This window comes from Actinoplanes palleronii (assembly GCF_016862315.1).
GTDB lineage: Bacteria > Actinomycetota > Actinomycetes > Mycobacteriales > Micromonosporaceae > Actinoplanes > Actinoplanes palleronii.
Genome location: NZ_BOMS01000024.1, coordinates 62,682 through 81,233, shown reverse-complemented (window position 1 = coordinate 81,233; position 18,552 = coordinate 62,682). Strand labels below are relative to the sequence as shown.

At 70.8% G+C, this 18,552-nt stretch carries 15 protein-coding genes; 10 read left to right on the top strand and 5 right to left on the bottom strand.

The window, feature by feature from the left end; translation table 11 throughout:
• The first annotated feature begins 49 nt into the window (after window positions 1-49).
• The 6 genes from Apa02nite_RS09215 to rny all read left to right on the top strand — a co-directional run bounded on the left by Apa02nite_RS09215 (window position 50) and on the right by rny (window position 8,936).
• On the top strand, window positions 50-1,396 hold the full coding sequence (locus Apa02nite_RS09215; RefSeq protein WP_203824671.1) for an aminotransferase class I/II-fold pyridoxal phosphate-dependent enzyme: 1,347 nt from the start codon (window positions 50-52) through the stop codon (window positions 1,394-1,396).
• A gap of 262 nt (window positions 1,397-1,658) precedes the next feature.
• Window positions 1,659-2,324, top strand: coding sequence for a UdgX family uracil-DNA binding protein (locus tag Apa02nite_RS09210; RefSeq protein WP_203824670.1), 666 nt, complete (start codon window positions 1,659-1,661; stop codon window positions 2,322-2,324).
• Window positions 2,325-2,449: 125 nt separating this feature from the next.
• On the top strand, window positions 2,450-2,650 hold the full coding sequence (locus tag Apa02nite_RS09205) for a DUF3046 domain-containing protein (RefSeq protein WP_067689329.1): 201 nt from the start codon (window positions 2,450-2,452) through the stop codon (window positions 2,648-2,650).
• Between the two features lie 177 nt (window positions 2,651-2,827).
• The gene (gene recA, locus Apa02nite_RS09200) at window positions 2,828-3,874 is read left to right on the top strand and encodes a recombinase RecA (RefSeq protein ID WP_067689333.1); all 1,047 of its coding nucleotides are present in this window, start codon (window positions 2,828-2,830) and stop codon (window positions 3,872-3,874) included.
• Between the two features lie 662 nt (window positions 3,875-4,536).
• Window positions 4,537-5,343, top strand: coding sequence for a regulatory protein RecX (locus Apa02nite_RS50910; protein ID WP_239164207.1), 807 nt, complete (start codon window positions 4,537-4,539; stop codon window positions 5,341-5,343).
• A gap of 1,868 nt (window positions 5,344-7,211) precedes the next feature.
• On the top strand, window positions 7,212-8,936 hold the full coding sequence (gene rny / locus Apa02nite_RS09190; protein ID WP_067689340.1) for a ribonuclease Y: 1,725 nt from the start codon (window positions 7,212-7,214) through the stop codon (window positions 8,934-8,936).
• A gap of 209 nt (window positions 8,937-9,145) precedes the next feature.
• Here rny and Apa02nite_RS09185 read toward each other — a convergent pair whose 3' ends face one another.
• From Apa02nite_RS09185 to Apa02nite_RS09170, 4 genes are read right to left on the bottom strand one after another with little or no spacing between them, the layout of a single operon-like run.
• Window positions 9,146-10,123 carry an amino acid ABC transporter permease gene (locus tag Apa02nite_RS09185; protein ID WP_203824669.1) on the bottom strand — a complete coding sequence of 326 codons (978 nt, stop codon included), beginning with the start codon at window positions 10,121-10,123 and terminating at the stop codon, window positions 9,146-9,148.
• Window positions 10,120-10,830, bottom strand: a complete 711-nt coding sequence (locus Apa02nite_RS09180; RefSeq protein ID WP_203824668.1) for an amino acid ABC transporter permease — start codon at window positions 10,828-10,830, stop codon at window positions 10,120-10,122. Before Apa02nite_RS09180 ends, Apa02nite_RS09185 begins: the two co-directional genes overlap by 4 nt.
• A gap of 46 nt (window positions 10,831-10,876) precedes the next feature.
• Window positions 10,877-11,758, bottom strand: coding sequence for a glutamate ABC transporter substrate-binding protein (locus Apa02nite_RS09175; RefSeq protein WP_203824667.1), 882 nt, complete (start codon window positions 11,756-11,758; stop codon window positions 10,877-10,879).
• Window positions 11,759-11,818: 60 nt separating this feature from the next.
• On the bottom strand, window positions 11,819-12,562 hold the full coding sequence (locus Apa02nite_RS09170; RefSeq protein ID WP_067689352.1) for an amino acid ABC transporter ATP-binding protein: 744 nt from the start codon (window positions 12,560-12,562) through the stop codon (window positions 11,819-11,821).
• 126 nt (window positions 12,563-12,688) lie between these two features.
• Between Apa02nite_RS09170 and Apa02nite_RS09165 the strand changes: the two genes are divergently transcribed.
• Window positions 12,689-13,162 carry a hypothetical protein gene (locus Apa02nite_RS09165; RefSeq protein ID WP_203824666.1) on the top strand — a complete coding sequence of 158 codons (474 nt, stop codon included), beginning with the start codon at window positions 12,689-12,691 and terminating at the stop codon, window positions 13,160-13,162.
• Between the two features lie 37 nt (window positions 13,163-13,199).
• A complete protein-coding gene (gene miaB, locus Apa02nite_RS09160) occupies window positions 13,200-14,687 on the top strand; it encodes a tRNA (N6-isopentenyl adenosine(37)-C2)-methylthiotransferase MiaB (protein ID WP_203824665.1) in 1,488 nt (495 codons plus the stop codon).
• Between the two features lie 45 nt (window positions 14,688-14,732).
• Here miaB and Apa02nite_RS09155 read toward each other — a convergent pair whose 3' ends face one another.
• Window positions 14,733-15,632 carry a LysR family transcriptional regulator gene (locus Apa02nite_RS09155; protein ID WP_203824664.1) on the bottom strand — a complete coding sequence of 300 codons (900 nt, stop codon included), beginning with the start codon at window positions 15,630-15,632 and terminating at the stop codon, window positions 14,733-14,735.
• A gap of 84 nt (window positions 15,633-15,716) precedes the next feature.
• Here Apa02nite_RS09155 and Apa02nite_RS09150 point away from each other — a divergent pair, with 84 nt between their 5' ends.
• The gene (locus Apa02nite_RS09150) at window positions 15,717-16,685 is read left to right on the top strand and encodes a threonine ammonia-lyase (protein ID WP_203824663.1); all 969 of its coding nucleotides are present in this window, start codon (window positions 15,717-15,719) and stop codon (window positions 16,683-16,685) included.
• 58 nt (window positions 16,686-16,743) lie between these two features.
• Complete coding sequence (locus Apa02nite_RS09145) at window positions 16,744-18,531, top strand: NAD-binding protein (protein ID WP_203824662.1); 1,788 nt, start codon at window positions 16,744-16,746, stop codon at window positions 18,529-18,531.
• Window positions 18,532-18,552 lie beyond the last annotated feature (21 nt).

Below are 18,552 nucleotides of genomic sequence, written 5' to 3'. Positions count from 1 at the left end.
TGCCTTCGGCGACTTGCACTTGTTCTTGTACTAGTACAGAATCGTCGCTGTGGCAGAACAGTATCAGGTCAGCGGTGAGACCGCCGCCGCGATTTCGGCGAGCATCGAGGCCGGTGTGGTGCGTGGCGACTGGGTCTTCGGGGCGGCGCTCCCGCCGGTGCGGGTGCTGGCCGGCACGCTGCACGTCAGCCCGGCCACGGTCGCCAAGGCGTATCAGGATTTGAGGCAACGGGGCGTCGTCGAGACCGAGGGCCGGCGTGGCACCCGGGTCCGGTTCCGCCCGCCGGTGGCGCTCTCCCGCGCGGTCCTGCGCCCCCCGGTGCCGTCCGGCGTGCTCGATCTCTCCCTGGGCGAGCCCGACCTGCGGTTCCTTCCGCCCCTCGGCCCGGCGCTGCGGGCGGTCGCCGACCAGGTCGGTCCGCCGCAGGGCTATGCGTCGGCGGTGACCATGCCGGAGCTGATCGAGGCGGCCCGTCCGCGCCTGCTCGCCGAGGGCGTCCCGGTCGCCGACGCGGCGATCGCGGTCACCGCGGGCACGCTCGACTCGATCGAGCGCATGCTCACCGCGCATCTCCGGCCGGGCGACGCGGTCGCGGTCGAGGATCCGGGCTGGTCCAACCTGCTCGATCTGATCGCCGCCCTGGGCATGCGGCCGCTGCCCGTCGCGGTGGACCAGCAGGGTCCCGACCCCGAGTCACTCGCCGCCGCGCTGCGGGCCGGGGCGCGAGCCGTGGTGATCACCGTGCGCGCGCAGAACCCGACCGGCGCCGCGGTCGGCGTGGCTCGCGCGGTGGTCCTGCGCGAGCTGCTCGCCGGGCATCCCGAGATCCTTCTGGTGGAGGACGATCACGCCGCCGAGCTGGCCGACGAGCCACCGCACTGCATCGGCCCGGTGACCCGGTGGTGGGCGTTCGTCCGCTCCGCCTCCAAACCGTTCGGGCCGGACCTGCGGATCGCGGTGCTCGCCGGCGACGAGACCACGATCGCCCGGGTCGCCGGCCGGATGCGGATCGGCATGGGCTGGGTCTCCACCCTGTCCCAGCGGCTCCTCCTCCAGCTCTGGCAGGATCCGGAGGTCACCGAGCTGGTCGCGGCCGCCGCCCGGTCGTATGCGGTGCGCCGCCGCACCCTGCGCACCCTGCTGCAGGCGCAAGGCGTCCCGGCGTTCGGCGAGACCGGCATCAACGTCTGGGTTCCGGTCCCCGACGAGACCCACGCGATCGCCACGCTGCGCGACGCGGGTTATGCGGTGGCACCCGGCGCGCTCTTCCGGATCGCCGCGCCGCCCGGCATCCGGATCACCGTCAGCCCGCTCGCGGAGCCCGACCTCCCCGCCCTGGTCACGGCGGTGACGACCGTGGTCCACCCGACGGCTCCAGGTCCGCTGATGCGATGAGACCGCCGCCGGACCGACCGTCAGACCCCCTTTTCGGTACGACCGTTGCCGGCCGATTCGCGAGCGCCGCTGCCCGCGGGGCCGTCCCGGGACCAGTCGCCCCCACCACTCGCCTCCCGACGCACGCACACCCGATCGCGTGCCGCTGCCACCCCGGACCCGGCCGACCGCGTGACCCTCGCCCTCTCGGAACCGGCGGGCTGTCACCCGTGTGGGTGGGTCCGGTCGGCGGGCCGGTGGTGCGTACCGGTAAAACGGACGCATGGCAGGGACCGGAGCGCCGCCTGGCGCACAGCAATGGGTGCCGTCCCAGGCGCGCAGCATCGACGAGCTCAAGCAGGCCGCCGCCGGCTGCCAGGGCTGTGAGCTGCACGAGAACGCGACGCAGACCGTCTTCGGCCGGGGCGCGCCCCAGGCGAAGATCGTTTTTGTCGGTGAGCAGCCCGGTGACGTCGAGGACCAGCACGGCCTGCCGTTCGTCGGCCCGGCCGGCCGGCTGCTGCGGGAAGCGGTGGACGACGCCGGAATCGACCCGGGCATCCTCTACATAACGAATGCGGCGAAGCATTTCCGGTTCGAGCTGCGGGGGACCAGGCGGATCCATCAGACGCCCGGCCCGACGCACATCGCCGCCTGCCGCCCGTGGCTGGTCGCCGAGTTCGCCCTGCTGAAACCGCAGCTCGTGGTGCTGCTCGGAGCGACCGCGGGCAAGGCGTTGCTGGGTCCGTCGTTCCGGGTCACCCGGTCCCGCGGGCAGCTGATGCCCTGGCCCGCCGCGGCCGAGCACCCGGAGGACTTCCCGGTCGCCGACATCCAGGCGCTGGCCACGATCCATCCGTCGGCGGTGCTGCGCGCGGACGATCGTGACCTGGCCTACCGAGGTCTGGTCGACGATCTGAAGATCGCCGCCGCGGCCGTCGCCGGCTGAACGCCCGATCCGCGTCCCCTGACCGCCCCTCCGATGATGAGTGGCACACGTCACAGTCTTGTTCGGAGCCGGGCTCGCCTTTGCGGAACGAGGCGTGCGAGAGGCGCGTGGGTAGGCTCGTCTCCGTGCGATTGACGGAATTCTGGCGACGGCTTGAGCAGGCGTTCGGGGCGGGTTACGCCCGCAGCATCGCGGCCGATCAGGCCTTTTCGGACTTGGGCGGACGCACTATCGACGAAGCCATCGCACAGGGTATCGGCACGGCTACCATCTGGCGCGCCGTGGTGGCCGCTTACCCCGATCGAGTGCCTTCCCAGCTGCACTGAGTCATTTTTCGTACGCTTGTTCTGGCGTGTCGCTCGATGTCGTACAAGTGTTCGGCTATTGTCCACAGCGGCTCGGCCATCCACAGCTCTCGGTAGGGCGGAGGATTTTTGTCATACCCACCGCATACCGTGTCGGCCGTGGCGAAGAACGCGAAGTCGAATACAGGGGTGGCGGCAATGGTGGCAGGACCGGACAGGGAAAAGGCGCTGGAGCTAGCGCTTGCACAGATCGATAAGCAGTTCGGCAAGGGCTCGGTGATGCGGCTCGGCGAACGGCCTGTGGTCCAGATGGCCGTCATCCCGACCAGCTCGATCGCCCTCGATGTGGCGCTCGGCGTCGGTGGCCTGCCGCGTGGCCGGGTCGTCGAGATCTACGGACCGGAGTCCAGCGGTAAGACCACGGTCGCACTGCACGCCGTGGCCAACGCGCAGAAGGCCGGCGGCACGGCCGCGTTCATCGACGCGGAGCACGCCCTCGACCCGGATTACGCCCGGGCGCTCGGCGTCGACACCGACGCCCTGCTGATCTCCCAGCCGGACACCGGTGAGCAGGCACTCGAGATCGCGGACATGCTGATCCGCTCCGGCGCGCTCGACATCATCGTCATCGACTCGGTCGCGGCGCTCGTGCCGCGCGCCGAGATCGAGGGCGAGATGGGTGACAGCCACGTGGGTCTGCAGGCCCGTCTGATGAGTCAGGCACTGCGCAAGATCACCGGCGTGCTCAGCAACACCAACACCACGGCGATCTTCATCAACCAGCTCCGCGAGAAGATCGGCGTCATGTTCGGCTCGCCCGAGACGACGACCGGTGGCCGCGCGCTGAAGTTCTACTCGTCCGTGCGTCTGGACGTGCGCCGGATCGAGGCGCTGAAGGACGGCACCGACGTGATCGGCAACCGCACCCGGGTCAAGGTCGTCAAGAACAAGGTCGCGGCGCCGTTCAAGCAGGCCGAGTTCGACATCATGTATGGCAAGGGCATCTCCCGCGAGGGCTCGCTCATCGACGTGGGCGTCGAGCAGAGCATCATCCGCAAGTCCGGCGCCTGGTACACGTATGACGGCGACCAGCTCGGCCAGGGCAAGGAGAAGGCGCGGGAGTTCCTCAAGGAGAACCCCGACGTCGCCGCCGAGATCGAGAAGAAGATCCTGGAGAAACTCGGCGTCGGGCAGGTCACCGGGGACGCCGCCGGCGGCCCCGAGCTGCCGCCGGTCGACTTCTGATCCGGTAAGCCGCGATGGCCGGACGACGTGGTGCCCGGTCCGGGCGTGGATGGGATGCCATCCCGCCCCGGACCGGCGCCGAAGGACCGGAAGGCGAGCCCCCGGGCGACAGTGCCTCGGGGCCGTCCCGGCGTGGTAGCACCCGGCGCGGCGGCCTTTCCCGCCGCCGCTCCGAGTATGACGATCAAGGCCTCTGGCAGACCTTCGGCTCCTCCAGCGAGACGCCGGAGGAGGCCGAGGCCAGTCCCGATCCGGATCCCGGAGTCCCCGCCGTCACCGGCGACCGGGTCGGCTGGGGCGCCAGCAGCTTCGACGCCCGGGTCGGCTGGGACACCGACGGCCCGAAACGCCGGCGAGCCGGGCGGTCCGGCAGCCAGGAGAGCCCTGACCTTCCCGCCACTGAGGAGGGTGCCGGCCCTCCCGGTCCGCTGAGCCGACAACGGCGGGGCGCAGGCGGCCGCAGCGACGATCCGGCTCCTCGGGGCTCCTGGGGCACCGCCCGATCCGGCGGCAGAACCCCCGACCGGGGGAGCGGCGGCATCGGCAGTTCCGCAGAGCCTGACCACGGCACGCTCGGCCCGGACAGCTCTGCCGGCGAAGCAGCCGAGCAGGGTGACCCTGGTTCGGGCAGTTTCGGCAGCGCGGCGGCCGGGCGGAGCCGCTTGAGCTCGGCGAAGTCGGCGAGCGACATCGCTGACTGGCTCGCGGCGCAGAGTGGCCGGAGTCCCGGCAGCCCTGCCGTCCGTCGAGGCGGGGACTCGCCCGGTGCCGCCGGGCAGGGGAGCGGAGCCGACACGGATGCCTTCGGCGAGGCGAACGCTTCAGGCGCGGCCCGGCCCGGTGGCTGGCAGTCCGGGCGTGCCGGTCGACGGCGTGGTTCCGGCGCGGAGTCCGGTGACGGCGGTGCCGCCCGGAAGCCGGCGCAGCCACAGCAGACCGAGTCCGAGCGGGCCCGGGAGATCTGCCTGAACCAGCTCTCGGCACGTCCACGGACCCGCGTCGAGCTGGCCAAGGCGCTGGCTCGGAAGGAGATCTCCGAGGAGGTGATCGCGGAGGTCCTGGACCGGTATGACGAGGTCGGGATCATCGACGACGCGGCGTTCGCCCGAGCCTGGGTGTCCAGCCGGCACAACGGCCGTGGCCTGGCCCGCCGTGCTCTCGCCAACGAGCTCCGGCAGCACGGGGTGGACGCCGAGACCGCGAGTGAGGCGCTGGAGGCCGTCGACGACGAGTCGGAGGCGGCTATCGCCCGGTCTCTCGTCGACCGCAAGCTGCGCACGGCCAAGGGCCCACCGGAGGCCGTCTTCCGCCGGCTCGTCGCCATGCTCGCCCGCAAGGGCTACCCGGCCGGCGTCGCCATCGGCGCGGTGAAGGACGCCCTGGCCGCCCGCGACGCCGAAGCCGCCGAGTTCGCCGACGGCCTGGACGCCGACGCCCTGGCCGACCAGGCCGAAGACACCCTCTCCTGACCACCGCCCACCACCCCGGCCCACTGGAAAGCCCGCGCGCCCCACCACGGCCGATCCGCGCCCGCATTCCCGCAATCCACGCCGCGACGGGCCAGTGCGCAGGGTCCACCGGGTGTGCGGATCGGGCCTGAATTCGTTCCGCGGCTGGTCCGCGACCCGGCCGTTCCCCGCCGGTTCCGTGCACCGGACCCGCCGCCCGTGCCACGCCGCGGTCCATGAGCCGTGCACCATGATCCGCGCCTCGCCGGGCCCGCGATCCGCGCCGCACCAGTGCTGCGCCCGGGGGTCCGTGCTGCGCCCGGGGGTCCGTGCTGCGCCCGGGCCGGTAGGCCGCGCCGCGTCCCGGTCACCGGCCACGGCGCCCCCACCGCGAGGCGAGCCCGGCGGCGGCCCAGGGCCAGGCCCACCCATGGTTGCGCTTGGTAACAAGAGTTCCGATGCGGAGAGAAACCTCCGCCACCCCCGGCAACCCCTCCACCCCACCACCCGAGCGCCCCGCTCCCACGCCCACCTCACGAACCCGATCCGTCACCCTCCCTGGTGGCATTGGTGCGGATCTCAACCGCTCGCCCCGATATAGTCTTGATGTGAGGAAGTCCACCATTCGACGGGAAACTCCGGATCGACACGTCCGGGTAGGGCTACCGTCACGCTCGGTACGGTGGGTGTCCGGTTGTCGACGCGCGGAATAATCGTCGGGGGGCTCGTCAACGCTGGTGATCCGGGTGGATTGACCAGCGCTGGAGGCGCCCGATGGTACGGCACGTCGGAAATATCCGGGCGATATCGTGAGCTGGGCGTAAGCACGTCTGTGCCGTACGTCCCCCCGCTGCCGAATCATGAGTCCTTGACCGAAGCGGCACTTGCGACCTAGCCTCGCGTTACACAAGGTTTGCTCGACCATCGCAAGCAACACACACAACATAGATCGCATTACATTACGGCATCACTTGGCGGGCTCTGTCCGTCAAAGCCTCCGCTCACTGCCGACCGCGCGGTGAGTGGTCAGACATATCAGCGGTCGACCCCACAACTCCACACACTCTGATCCGAGCCATCAGCAGCCGACCCGGAATCGGGAGCCGTTCGCACCGCCGACGGGGTCCGACAGAGCCTCGACGGGCGAGAAATCGCCCGAGGCGTTGTCACCCTCCGTCGACGATGACGACGGTGATGACGACGAGCCGGCTCCGCCGACGGAACCGTTCGTGTGACAACGGCCCCAGCGATCACTCAGCCCCAGCGTCATTCAGCCGAACCGGCGACGCGAAGAGCCGAGAGGCCGCAAAGCCGAAGAACCACGACAGCCGAAGGACCGCAAGGCCGAAGATCGCCAGCGACCAAGAGGTAGCAGCGACCAAGGAAGCAACGACCCGAGGTCGAAGCAGTTCACGGTCAAGCAGCCCGAGGTCGAAGCGGCCCCCCGGTTGAAACGGTCCAAGTCCACGGCGACCCAGGTCAAGGGGCCCAGCCAGCCGGCAACGCGGAACCCGCGCAGCCGGCCGACCGGACCGCCTGCCGGGCAGGCGAAACCCCACGGCTCGACGAGCCGCAGGGCAAGCCTCGCCGGCGGTAAGGCCGGAACCGGACCCTTCCAAGCCGGGCAAAGCCGTCGGCTGACGGTGAACTCAAGGCCGGAATCAGAGACCCGACGAACCGGACCGGAGCGGCGAAAGCCACCCCGATTCCCGGTCCGGAGGCGGTCAGGAAGCCGGAACAAGCGGCCACCGGCCTCGCCGAGAGGCGAAGCTGGTAGCCGTACGGCCGGAGCGTGTGAGCCGGGGCGTGGTCATCTGCCTTGGTCGGGCATCCCGTAGATAGCCCGCGCGCGTTCACACCGCGCCGGCGGCGAAGGGAGACACGGCGAGATGGCCCCCCTGTACTGGGTGCTGGTAGTGGCGATCGTCGTGCTCGCCGTGTCGGTGATCGTCGGTATGACGCTGGGCGCCCGCGCGCTGCGCCAGATCCGCGCCGACCGGCAGGACGCCCACGATCGGCAGGAGCAGGAGGTCGGCGACGCGCAGGCGAAGGTCGCCGACGCGAACGCCAAGGCCGCCTCGGAACGTGCCGAGGCCGCCGCCGCCAAGGCCGAAGCCGCCGCCGCCCGGGCCGAGGCCCGCCGGGTGCTGGAGAACGCGCACAGCGAAGCCGACACCATCCTCGAACACGCCCACCGGCAGGCCGAGACGGATGTCGAGCAGCTGCGCACCGCGGCCCGCAGGTCCGGTGAGCGGGAGATCGCGCTGCTCAACACCACGGCGAAGGAGCAGGCCGCCGAGGTGGAGCGCCGCGCCGCGCGGATCGACGAGCGGGAGCGGCTGCACTCCGAGGAGGTCGAGCGCCTGGTCGACCGGGAGCGCCGGCTGGTGGCGCTGGAGTCCGACCTCAACCGGCGGGAGTCCGCGCTGGGCCGCCGGGAGACCGAGGTGGCCGCCGCCGAGCAGGGCAAGCGCAAGGAACTGGAGCGGATCGCCGGGCTGACCGGGGAGTCCGCCCGTACCGAATTGATCGAATCGATCGAGGGGCAGGCGAAGCGGGAGGCCGCGATCCTGATCCGGGACATCGAGGCCGACGCGCGGAACACCGCCGACACCCGGGCCCGGCACATCGTGGTGGACGCGATCCAGCGGATCGCCAGCGAGCAGACCGCGGAGAGCGTGGTCAGCGTGCTGCACCTGCCGAGCGATGAGATGAAGGGCCGGATCATCGGCCGGGAGGGTCGCAACATCCGGGCCTTCGAGTCGACCACCGGGGTCAACCTGATCATCGACGACACCCCGGAGGCGGTGCTGCTCTCCTGCTTCGACCCGGTCCGCCGGGAGGTGGGCCGGTTGACCCTGGAGAAGCTGGTGCTGGACGGCCGGATCCACCCGCACCGGATCGAGGAGGTCTTCGACAGCGCCAAGAACGAGGTCGAGCGCCTCTGCGACCGGGCCGCCGAGGATGCGCTCGTCGACGTCGGGATCACCAGCATCCACCCGGAGATGGTGAAGTTGCTGGGCCGGCTCCGGTATCGCACGAGTTATGGCCAGAACGTGCTCAAGCACCTGGTGGAGACCGCGCACATCGCCGGGATCATGGCCGCTGAGCTGGGCCTGGACGTGCCGACCATGAAGCGGGCGGCGTTCCTGCACGACATCGGCAAGGCGCTGACCCACGAGGTGGAGGGCAGTCACGCGCTGATCGGCGCCGACCTGGCCCGCAAATACGGCGAGCACGAGGACATCGTCCACGCGATCGAGGCGCACCACAACGAGGTGCCGCCGCAGACCATCGAGGCCGTGCTGACCCAGGCCTCGGACGCCTGCTCCGGCGGTCGTCCGGGTGCCCGGCGGGAGAGCCTGGAGGCCTACGTCAAGCGGCTGGAGCGGATCGAGGAGATCGCCGGCGGCAAGCTCGGCGTCGAGAAGGTCTTCGCGATGCAGGCCGGCCGGGAGATCCGGGTGATGGTCCGCCCGGACGACGTCGACGACATCGGCGCCGCGGTGCTGGCCCGGGACGTGGCCAAGCAGATCGAGGAAGAGCTGACCTATCCGGGCCAGATCCGGGTCACCGTCGTCCGCGAGTCCCGCGTCACCGAGCTGGCAAGATAACCCCAAAACCCCCGATTTTGTACGACATGAGCCGCGCCAAGGGCGCGACGCCGTGCGAAAAGGCGCGACGCCGCGCCAAGGGCGAAACGCCGTGCCAAAAGGCGCGACGCCGCGCGAAAAGTGCCACCCCACGCGGCAGAGCGTGACCACACAAAGCGGGCGGCCCTCCGCAGACCACCGGAGGACCGCCCGAAAGCGTTGACGAGAGCTCAGAGCCCCCCGGCCCCGCCCCCGGCACCCTCGGCCTGCGCGACGAGCGCGGCGACCGGAGGCTGCTGAGCGGGCGTCCCGGCGGTCTTGCGCCCCCGGGCCAGCCGCCGCTGCACGTACTGCGCGAGCTTCGACAGTGAGTAGTTCACCGCGATGAACAGCACCGCGATCACGACGTACACCTGGATCGGGTTGCTCAGGGCGCCGATGATCTGCTTGCCGATGTTCAGCGTTTCCTCGTAGCTGATGATGAAGCCGAGCGACGTGTCCTTGAGGACCACGACCAGCTGGCTGATCAGTGCCGGGAGCATGATCCGGTAGGCCTGCGGGAGCAGCACGATCATGGTGGTCTGCCGCGGGGAGAGGCCGATCGCGGCCGCCGCCTCGCGTTGCCCGGGCGGCAGGCCCTCCATGCCGGAGCGCAGGATCTCCCCGATGACCACCGAGTTGTAGACGGTCAGGCCGATCACCAGGTACCACAGCGTGTCCATGCTGACCCCGAACTCGGGGAGGCCGCGGGCCACGAAGAAGATGGTGAGCACGACCGGCAGCCCGCGGAACACCTCGACGCAGATCCGGGTGACCGTGGTGAGCGCGATGGTGAGCCCGCGCAGCAGGTAGGCCAGCGGCGTGGCGAGGCCGACGAACCGGCGCCGGTTGAGTTCCTTGAGCTGGATCCGCAGCACCGCCAGCAGCGTGCCGACCACCAGCGAGGTGATGATGGCCAGGACCGCGGCGGTCAGGGTGTTCTTGACGCCGGTGCCGATCCGGTCCCAGACCTGGGAGAAGTACTCGTTGGAGGGGTCGATCAGCGGACCCCAGAGCTCCATCGCGAGCTGGCCCTTGTCGTCCAGCGGCACGTAGATGAAGTAGTACGCCCCGGCCAGCAGCCCGATCGCGATGATCACACTGGCGATCAGCGTGATCCGCTTCTGGCGCGGCCCCGGAACGTCGTAGAGAACGCTCTGCTGGCTCATCGCGCGGCCACCGCCTGCCGCCGCTCGATCCGGTCGAGGAGAGCGCCGAGAGGCACGGTCATGATCAGGTATCCGATCGAGACGCCGATGGCGACGGGGACGAAGGCCAGGCCCTCGGCCGAGGTGAGCTGGTCGGCGGTCTGGGAGAGGTCACCGACCACGCCGAAGAAGCCGATCAGCGCCGAGTTCTTGATCATCGCGATGATCACCGAGCCGAGCGGCACCACTGACGCCTTCCAGGACTGCGGCAGTACGACGTACCGAAGGTTCTGGGTGAAGGTCATGCCCAGTGACCGCGCCGCCTCGGCTTGGCCCGCGGACACCGCGTTGACGCCGGAGCGCAGCGCCTCGCAGACGAACGCGGCGGTGTAGAGCACCAGCGCGATCAGCGCGAAGCGGAAGTACGGCAGGTCGGTGCCGAGCCGGGTGAAGAGCAGGTCGAGCAGCGGGATCCGCAGGAAGTCCGCGTTCGAGCCGAGCGCCGGCAGGGCGAACGCGGAGAAGAACATCACCAGGGTGAGTGGCATGTTGCGGAAGACGGTGACGTACGCGGTGCCTACCGCACGCAGGGGTGGCACCGGGGAGATCCGGAGTACCGCCACGACGGCGCCCAGGATGAGGGCGCCGGTCGCGGCGAGCACGCAGATCTGGAGGGTGAGCCAGAAGCCGCCCGCGAAGACGTCGAACCTGTCGAAGATCACACTCACGGGCGGGGCTTCCTCCTCAGCTCCGGAACTGTCTTATCGGGATAGCTCAGTAGCGGTTGACGGCCGGGGCGGTGCCCAGCTCGGCGCCGAACTTGCCGGCGGTGTCGTCCCAGGCCTTCTTCCAGGAGCCGTCCTTGAAGGAGGTCTCGAGGGTGTCGTTGATGAAGGTCCGGAAGTCCTTGTCGTCGATCTTCACGCCGATGCCGTACGGCTCCTTGGTGAAGTTGTCGCCGGCCAGCTTGTACTTGCCCTCGTTCTTGGAGATGTAGCCGAGCAGGATCACGTTGTCCGTGGTCACCGCGTTGACCTGACCGCCGTCGAGAGCCGTCACGCACTTGTCGTAGGTGTCGAACAGCACCAGCTGGCTGGCGACGTCCTTGACGTACGTCTTGATGTTCTCGGCCGGGGTCGAGCCGGTGACCGAGCAGACCTTCTTGGTCCCGTCCTTGAACGAGTCCGGCCCGGTGATCGTGGCGTCGTCCGCCTTCACCAGGATGTTCTGACCGGCCTCGTAGTACGGCCCGGCGAACGCGATCCGCTTCTTGCGCTCGTCGTTGATCGTGTACGTGGCGACCACGAAGTCGACGGTGCCGTTGATGATCGAGTCCTCGCGGACCTTCGACGGCGTCTCGACGTACTCGATCTTGTCGGTCGAGATGCCGAGCTGCTTGACGATGATCTTGGCGATCTCGACGTCGAAGCCCTCCGGCTTGCCGGACAGGCCCTTGAGGCCGAAGCCGGGCTGGTCGAACTTGGTGCCGACCTTGATGGACCCCGCCTTGTTGAGGCGCTCCATCGTGCTGCCGGCCGCGAAGTCCTTGCTGGTGCCAGCGTCGGAGCCCCCGTCGGCGTCCTTGTCGCCGCACGCGGTCAGGCTGAAGGCCAGGGCGGTAACCGTGGCAATCGCCGCGAATCGCTGCAAACGCATGGTGTCATTTCTCCTTGTTCGATCGAACCCTGAATGGCTTGGGGGCCGGTCAGTGGGAAATCAGTGAGTCAAGATCTTGGAGAGGAAGTCCCGCGCCCGCTCGCTCGTCGGGTTCGCGAAGAACTCCTCCGGAGTGTTCTGCTCCACCAGCTGGCCGTCGGCCATGAAGACCACCCGGTTCGCCGCGTGCCGCGCGAAGCCCATCTCGTGGGTGACCACGACCATGGTCATGCCGTCCCGGGCCAGCGAGGTCATCACGTCCAGCACCTCACCGACCATCTCCGGGTCGAGCGCGCTGGTCGGCTCGTCGAAGAGCAGCGCCTTGGGTTGCATGGCGAGGGCCCGGGCGATCGCGACGCGCTGCTGCTGGCCGCCGGAGAGCTGGGCCGGGAACTTGTCCGCCTGGCTGGCGATGCCGACCCGGTCGAGCAGCGACATCGCGCGCTCCTTGACCGCGGCGGGCTTCTCCTTGCGGACCTTCAGCGGGCCGAGCATCACGTTCTGCAGGATGCTCTTGTGCGCGAACAGGTTGAACGACTGGAAGACCATGCCGACCTCGCTGCGCAGCTTCGCGAGGGCGCGGCCCTCGGCGGGCAGCGGCTGACCGTCGAAAGTGATCGTGCCCGAGCTGATCGGCTCGAGGCGGTTGATCGCCCGGCACAGTGTGGACTTGCCCGACCCGGACGGTCCGATCACGACGACCACCTCGCCGCGTGCGACGGACAGGTTCACATCCTGCAGCACGTGCAGCGGGCCGAACCACTTGTTCACGTTCTCCAGAACGATGAGAGCCTCGTCTGCCACCCCGTGTCCATCCGCTCGTCGGGTCTTTCGATTGGGGACACCCTAGGGGGGTGTTCGTATCGGATGGTGACGAGAATGGTCACGGAGCGGTAACACAGCGGGTGCGGGGCGAAAAGGACGGACACCATGATGGGTATGGCAGGGCTCTGGAACTGGTCCGCCGCTGGGCGTATCGAGCCCGAGCGTGTGCAGAACGCCCTGGCCGGAGCGTTGGAACGGGCAGTGAGCGAGATCGGGGAGGGTCCACCTGACGCGCTGCTCTGCGACGTCTATCACGTTCATGGTGAGTTTCCGACACTGATCGACGTCTACCTGGCACCCGACGACCTGGCCGAGGAGACCATCGCGAGCGCCGTCGCGGTCCGGCTGGGTGCCGCGCTCCTGGTCCCCGACGACACGCTGAACCCTTTCCGGTACGTCTGTGCCACCCCGGACGGTGGCCTGAGCCCGGTGCACGTCGACGAGCAGGAGACCGACGACGGTGTCGAACGCCGGCACCTGCGCCCGTGCACCGGCAGTGACCCGGCCTGCGCCGCGCACGCCGGTTGCCACGACTCCCGCTGGAAACCGGCCGGGGCCCAGCCCGGAAATGCCGGGTGAAGCCGGAGCGGGCTTGGCAGTACCCTGGTCAATTGCCATGACTACCCAGACGCAGGGCACCGCCCGCACGTACGACGTGCGCACGTACGGCTGCCAGATGAACGTCCACGACAGCGAGCGCATCTCCGGCCTGATGGAGGACGCGGGGTATGTCCGGGCCGCGGACAAGGACGCGGCCGACGTGGTCGTCTTCAACACCTGCGCGGTCCGGGAGAACGCCGACAACCGGCTGTACGGCAACCTCGGCCACCTGCGCCCGGCCAAGATGAAGAACCCGGACATGCAGATCGCGGTCGGCGGCTGCCTGGCGCAGAAGGACAAGGGCGACATCGTCAAGAAGGCGCCCTGGGTCGACGTGGTCTTCGGCACCCACAACATCGGCTCGCTGCCGGCGATGCTGGAGCGCGCCCGGCACAACGAGGAGGCGCAGGTCGAGATCCTCGAGTCGCTCGAGGTCTTCCCGTCGACCCTGCCGACCAAGCGCGAGTCGACCTACGCCGGCTGGGTCTCGATCTCGGTGGGTTGCAACAACACCTGCACGTTCTGCATCGTCCCGGCGCTGCGTGGCAAGGAGAAGGACCGCCGCCCCGGCGACGTGCTGGCCGAGGTGCGCGCGCTGGTCGCCGAGGGCGTCTCCGAGGTGACCCTGCTCGGGCAGAACGTGAACTCCTACGGCGCCGAGTTCGGCGACCGGCTCGCGTTCGGCAAGCTGCTGCGCGCCTGCGGCGAGGTGGAGGGCCTGGAGCGGGTCCGGTTCACCAGCCCGCACCCGAAGGACTTCACCGACGACGTGATCGCCGCGATGGCCGAGACGCCGAACGTCTGCCACTCGCTGCACATGCCGCTGCAGTCCGGCTCCGACCGGGTGCTCAAGGCCATGCGCCGCAGCTACCGCCAGGAGAAATACCTGGGCATCATCGAGAAGGTCCGCGCCGCCATGCCGGACGCCGCGATCACCACCGACATCATCGTCGGCTTCCCGGGTGAGACCGAGGAGGACTTCGAGGAGACCCTCGAGGTGGTCCGCAAGGCCCGCTTCTCCACCGCCTTCACGTTCCAGTACTCGATCCGCCCCGGCACCCCGGCCGCGACCATGCCGGACCAGATCCCGAAGAAGGTGGTGCAGGCCCGCTACGAGCGCCTGCTCGCCACCCTCGAAGAGATCACCTGGGCCGAGAACAAGTTGCTGATCGGCAAGAAGGTCGAGGTCCTGGTCGCGGTCGGCGAGGGCCGCAAGGACGAGCGCACCGGGCGGATGAGCGGCCGCGCCCGCGACGGCCGGCTGGTCCACTTCGCCACCGGCGACCTCACCCCGCGCCCCGGCGACATCGTCGAGACCGTGATCACCTACGCCGCGCCGCACCACCTGAACGCGGACGGCACGCCGCTGAGCCACCGCCGCACCCGGGCCGGCGACGCGTTCGAGGCCGGCGTCACGCCGAAGCTCAAGGGCGTCTCGCTGGGTCTGCCGTCGATCGGCGTCCCGGCCGCGCTCCCGCCCGCCACCGAGGGCTGCGCCCTCTAGACCGATCACGTTCGGAGAGACGGTCCGCCGCCGGGTCCGCCGCGCTCAGCAAACCCCTTTCCGGTACGCGGGGGAGCCGGCGACCGCCCGCACCTGGCCCAGCAGTGCCGCGGTCGGGGGCGGGTCGGGCGGCTCGCCGTAGACGGCCAGGTACACGCTGCGACCCGCGCCGGGCAGCGCGATTGTTCGTACCCCTGGGTGGTGGTGTGCACACAGCGCCAGCCCCGGCAGAACCGTGACCCCCAAGCCCGCCGCGACCAACGCCTGCACCGCGACGTAGTCGTCGGTGGTGAACCGGATGTCCGGCGCGAAGCCGGACGCCGCGCAGGCCCGCACCAGCGCGACCCGGCAGCGCTCACAGCCCGCGATCCACGGCCGGTCCCGGTGGTCGGCGAGCGTGTCACCGGCCCAGCCGGCCGGCGTGACCAGGTGCAACGGCTCAGCCAGCAGCAGCTCGTGGCGCAGCCCGGCGAGATCCGGCGCGCCCGCGTCCGGATAGCCGAACAGCAGCGCCACCTCCACCTCGCCGGCGCGCAGCAACCGCACCGCGTCGGGCGGCTCGGCCTCGGTGAACCGCAGGTCCACCCCGGGGTGCGCGGCCGCGAACCCGGCCGCCGCGGCCGGCACGAACGTGCCCAGCGCGGACGGGAACGCGGCCAGCCGGACCCGCCCGGAACGCAGCCCGGTGAGCGCGGCCAGCTCGGTCTCGGCGGCGTCCAGCCGGCCCAGGATCTCCTCGGCGCGGTCGGCGAGCATCCGGCCGGCCTCGGTGAGCCGGATGCCGCGGCCGGCCCGCTGCACCAGCCGGCTGCCGGTCTCCGCCTCCAGCCGGGCCAGGTGGTGGCTGACCGACGGCTGGGCGTAGTGCAGGGCCTGGGCGGCGGCGGTCACCGAGCCGTGCCGGGCCACCGCGGCCAGCACCCGGAGCCGGGTCACGTCGAGCATGGCGGCAACGTATCAACCCGGTCTATCGGAGTCACCGGAATCCGGCATTGGACCGATGGGTAGGGCCGGGCCGACGATCGACGCATGGAACCGAGCTTCGCGGACGTCCGTGCCGCCGCCGACGTGGTCCGCCGTCACCTGCCGCCCACCCCGCTCTGGAGCTACCCGCTGCTTGACCGGGCGGCCGGCGCGTCGGTGCTGGTCAAGCACGAGAACACCCAGCCGATCGGCGCGTTCAAGGTGCGCGGCGGGCTGACCCTGCTGGACGCCATGCCGCCGGGCGAGCGGGCCCGCGGCACGGTCACCTGGTCGACCGGGAACCACGCGCAGTCGCTGGCCTACGCCAGTCACCGGTACGGCGCGCCGTGCACGGTCGTGATGCCGGCCGGCGCCGACCCGGGCCGGGCCGCCGCGGTCGAGGCGTGGGGCGCCCGGGCGGTGCTGACCGGCGACACCCTGGAGGACGCCCAGCGGCACGCCGGGAAGCTGGCCGCGGAGTCCGGCGCGCGGCTGGTCAGCCCGGGCGACACGCCGGAGCTGCTGGCCGGGGTGGGCACGCTCTACCAGGAGATCCTGACGGAACGGCCCGGACTGGACGCGATCGTCGTACCGGTGGGAAGCGGCACCGGTGCGGCCGCGGCCTGTCTGGTGGCCGCGGCTTTGGCCCCGGACTGTGCCGTGATCGGTGTCCAGTCGGCGGCCTCGCCGGCCGCGCACGACTCCTGGCGCTCCGGCGACCTGGTCTCCCGGCCGAACCGGACCACGGTGGCCGGGCTGGCCACCGGCCGCGGCTTCGCGCTGCCGCAGCGGGTGATGCGGGCCGGCCTGACCGACTTCCTGCTGGTCTCCGACGAGCGGATCGGCGTGGCCCGGCGGCTGCTGGCGCGCACCGCGCACACCCTCGCCGAGGGGGCCGGCGCGGCGGCGCTGGCCGGGGTGCTGAGCCGCCCGGACCTGTTCGCCGGGCGATCGATCGCGGTCGTCTGCACCGGCGGCAACGCCGAACCGTCCGAGTTGGCTACGCTCGGCGATCACATCGACGACGGTGCGTAGCCCCGGCTGTCGCCGCGTGGCAGACTGAGGGCCGCCGACGTCCACCGGAAGGGTGCCGATGGCCAACTTCCCTCGCGCGCCGTTGTCCTCCTGGGGCGAGCAGCGGCAGCCCGCGGTGACGCTGACCCGGGTGGTGTTCGCCCTGATCGGCGCGGCCGCGCTGGTGCTCGGGTATGTCGGCCTCGATCGATACCTGACCGGTGGCGCGCCGGGCAGCCGCGATCCGCTGAACCTGGCCTACGGCACCCTGCAGCTCTTCGTGCTCGGCGCCGACCCGCTCGAGGGCGGCACCCACTTCCCGGTCGCGCTGCAGATCGCCCGGTTCGCCGCCCCGCTGGTCACCCTGTACGCCGTCGTCGAGGCGTGCCGGCTGCTGCTGGCCACCGAGATGCGCCGCTGGCGGGCCCGCCGCGCGCGCGATCACGTGGTGGTGTGCGGCGACACCTCCGTCGCGCGGACCCTCGCCGAGCGGCTGCACCTGGCCGGGCGCCGGGTGGTGCTGGTCCGGACCCGGCCGATCGGCCCGCTCGAGCTGCGCGGGCGCGGCCTGCTCGGCGTGCAGGGCGACGCCCGGGAGCCGGACGTGCTGCGCGGTGCCGGCGCCGGGCAGGCCGCGGTGATCTACGCCTGCACCGAGTCGAGCGCGATCAACCTGGCGATCGCCGCCAGCGCCGCCCGCCTGGCCGGGCAGGGCCGCCGCGACCTGGCCATCTACGCGCAGATCCACGAACCGGACTGGGCGCTCACCCTGCAGGCCCGCCGGCTCGGGGTGCCCGACGCGGTCGCGCAGCGGCTGGACTTCTTCCAGATCGACCAGCTGGCCGTGCAGGTGCTGCTGGCCCAGCAGCCGCTGCCGGTGCGCCCGGACGGCGCGGTGCCTCGGGTGCTGATCGCCGGCGACTCGCCGCTGAGCCGGGCGCTGCTGATCGAGCTGGCCCGGCACTGGCGGCTGCGCCGGGACGAGCCGGACCGCCGGGTCGAGGTGGACTTCGTCGCACCGGACGCGACCCGGGTGCTGGAGCGGGCCGCCCGCCGCAACGCCATCCTCCGGGACGCCTGCCGGATCGTCCCGTGCGAGACCACGGTCGCCGAGCTGCTCGCCGACGACGACGGATCCCTCCGGTACGACCGCGCGTTCGTCTTCTTCACCGACGAGAAGTACGGCCTGCAGCTCGCCCTCACCGAGTACCGTCTCTGGCACCGGGTCACCGGTGACGTGGTGGTGGCCGTCGACGGGCTGGCCGAGCTGGCCGACGCGTTCAGCCCGAAGCACCCGCCGCCGCTGCTCGACCCGCTGAACGGCCGGCTGAAACTGTTCTCCCCGGCGGCCGCCGGCTGTGACCCCACGCTGATCGCCGAGGACCTCGCCGAGCGCCTGGCCCGCCTGATCCACGAGCGGTACGTGGCGGCCCGGCTGTCCCGCGGCGCCCGGCTGGGCTCGCAGCCGGCCCTGGCCGTCTGGTCCGACCTGGACGAGTCGCTGCGCCGCGCCAACCGCCTGCAGGCCGCGGACATCGGCCCCAAGCTGCACTGGGCGAACTGCGCGATCGTGCCCCGGGACGGCGGCGCGGACGACTTCCAGTTCACCGGCCACGAGGTCGAGGAGCTGGCGAAACGGGAGTCCCGGCGGTGGGTCGAGGCGACCCTCGCGGACGCCCGGGCGAGCGGCTCGCCGCCGGCCCGGCGCTGGTTGCCCTATCTCACCGAATGGGACGATCTGCCACCCCGAGGTCAAGAACGCTGTAGACGAGCAATTCAGGACATTCCGGATATATTGGGCGAGGCAGGCTTCCAAGTAGTCCGTTTGTCGGACACTGGAGCAAACCGGGCCCTGTTCCCGGCATGATCGGGTATCGAGAGGCCGAAC